Origin of the sequence: Amycolatopsis sp. SID8362, from assembly GCF_010550475.1 — a bacterium.
Taxonomy (GTDB): Bacteria; Actinomycetota; Actinomycetes; order Mycobacteriales; family Pseudonocardiaceae; genus Amycolatopsis; species Amycolatopsis eburnea.
Map to the genome: position 1 here is coordinate 1 of NZ_JAAGNB010000114.1, position 2089 is coordinate 2089.

The window sequence follows — 2089 nt, forward strand, 5'->3', positions numbered from 1 at the left end:
CCGCGGCCGGTGGGTGGAGGGGCATGGGCAGCTTCGGCTGCGCGGACTCCGCCGACGAGTCCGCGGAGGCAGGGGCAGGCGGGCGCACGGGCGCCGGCACCCGAGGCTGCATGGGATCCGCCGATAGCGGAGCCGGCCGACGCACCGGCAACCGAGGCTGCGCGGACTCCGCCGGTGCAGCCGCGGAAGCCGAGGCAGGCGGGCGCACCGGCATCGGCAGCCCAGGCTGCGCGGGCCCCACCGGCGAGTCCGCCGGAACCGGAACCGATCGACGCATCGGCAACCGAGGCTGTGCGGGCTCCGCCGATGCATCCGTGGAGGCCGAGGCAAGCGGGTGCACCGGCATCAGCACCTCGGGCTCCCCACCGGCTGCCGGTGACGAGTCCGTCGTGGGCGCCTCCATCGGCGATCCCGGCTCCGCGGCCGACGACCGCGGCGACTCGACCACCTCCGGAACCTCGGCGGAGGGTTCTTCGGCGGTCACCGGCGACATCGGCAGCTCGGGCTGCCTCAGCGCCGGAGCCGGCGGGCGGGGGCGGCGGGGACGGCCGTGGTGGGTGCCGGGCGCCGCCGGGGTTACCGGGGGGCGCAGTGACATGGGCAGCTGGGGCTGCCCCGGGTCCGTGGGGGACACGACCTTGACGGACATGGCGACCCTCCTCCTGCGCGGCGTGAGCTCGATCGGGGGCCCGGCGCCGAGACGCTTCCCCCGTCCCGGAGCCGGGCACCTGACCGGTGCGCGCTCACCAGATGTCGAACGTCTGTTCGAACAATTTCCAGAGTAACCCCGGACCGGGCATCCGCTCAACCCCAGGGGTGGAATCCCGCGGGACAGCAGGTCGGTGGCGTGATCTCATAGGCTCATGAGTTCGCTGGACCACCCCGCCGTCGCCAAGGTGGCGGCCGCGCTGGCCGAAGCCGGGCAGCACGCCGCCGCCGAAGGCATCCGAGTACTGGCCGCCGAGGTGCGGACCGCCGCGCAGGCGGCCGAAGCGCTCGGCGTTCCCGTCGGTGCCATCGCCAACAGCCTCATCTTCCGCCTGGGGTCCGACAAGAACGCGCTCCTCGCCCTGACCTCCGGCGCCCACCGCGCGGACCCGGCCACGCTCGCGCGGCTGGCCGGCGGCGAAATCGGCAAGGCCGACGCCGATTTCGTGCGGGCGCACACCGGGCAGCCGATCGGCGGCGTCGCCCCGGTCGGGCACCCGGCGCCGCTGCCGACGCTGGTGGACACCGCGTTGCGCGCCCACGACATCGTGTGGGCCGCGGCCGGGCACCCGAAGACCGTCTACCCGACGACGTTCGCGGACCTGGTGGCGTTGACCGGGGGCACCCCCGGCGCGCTCGGCGGCGCGGAGGAAGATGGCTCGCTGTGACCGCGATGCCCGCCGGCTGCTCCCGCTACGTCCAGCTCTCGACGGACGAGTTCCGCGCACGCCTGCCCGAAGCGCTCGACATCTACGTGCGGGCGATGCGGTACCCGGCCGGCACCGCCGAGCAGCGGGCGCCGATGTGGCTCACCCACGCGTTGCGCGAGGGCTGGCGCTGCATGGCCGCGTTCGACGCCGACGACGTCCTGCTCGGGCTGGCCTACGGCTACCGCGGCCGGGCCGGGCAGTGGTGGCACGAGCAGGTGCGCCACGGGCTGAGCCGCCGGTCCGGGCCCGCCGAGGCCGACCGCTGGCTGGCGGACTACTTCGAGCTGACCGAGATCCACGTCAAGCCGGAGAACCAGGGTCACCAGATCGGCGAGGACCTGCTGCGCGGTCTCCTCGACGGCGTGCCGAGCGCGAACGTGCTGCTCTCCACGCCCGAGGGCACCAGCCGGGCGTGGAAGCTCTACAGGCGGACCGGGTTCGTCGACGTCCTGCGCGACTACCACTTCGCCGGCGACCCGCGGCCGTTCGCGATCCTCGGGCGGGCGCTGCCCCTCGAGCCTCGCTGAGGGGCAGCGCCGGGGTTCACCGCGGTTCGGGCCGCCAGTAGCCGACGACCAGCGCCGCGACCAGCACGGCCGCGCCGCACCACGCCGTGCCGCTCAGCCGTTCCCCGAGCAGCACCGCGGCCAGCACGGCCGCCGTCAGCGGCT

General features: G+C 75.0%; 2 protein-coding genes and 1 pseudogene. 2 read left to right on the forward strand and 1 reads right to left on the reverse strand.

Annotated features, from left to right (window positions below; all coding sequences use genetic code 11):
• Nucleotides 1–863 precede the first annotated feature (863 nt).
• Both G3I65_RS04085 and G3I65_RS04090 read left to right on the forward strand, forming a co-directional pair.
• A complete protein-coding gene (locus G3I65_RS04085; protein WP_160694883.1) occupies nucleotides 864–1376 on the forward strand; it encodes a YbaK/EbsC family protein in 513 nt (170 codons plus the stop codon).
• Nucleotides 1373–1945 carry a GNAT family N-acetyltransferase gene (locus G3I65_RS04090; RefSeq protein WP_160694885.1) on the forward strand — a complete coding sequence of 191 codons (573 nt, stop codon included), beginning with the start codon at nucleotides 1373–1375 and terminating at the stop codon, nucleotides 1943–1945. The genes G3I65_RS04085 and G3I65_RS04090 overlap by 4 nt, the downstream gene beginning before the upstream one ends.
• A gap of 16 nt (nucleotides 1946–1961) precedes the next feature.
• On the opposite strand, the pseudogene G3I65_RS58715 reads toward G3I65_RS04090, so the two are convergent.
• Nucleotides 1962–2089: pseudogene (locus tag G3I65_RS58715) on the reverse strand (EamA/RhaT family transporter); the annotation flags it as partial.

Coding starts and splice junctions, on each gene's coding strand:
- G3I65_RS04085 (WP_160694883.1), top strand. CDS start 864: ATGAGTTCGCTGGACCACCCCGCCGTCGCCAAGGTGGCGGCCGCGCTG.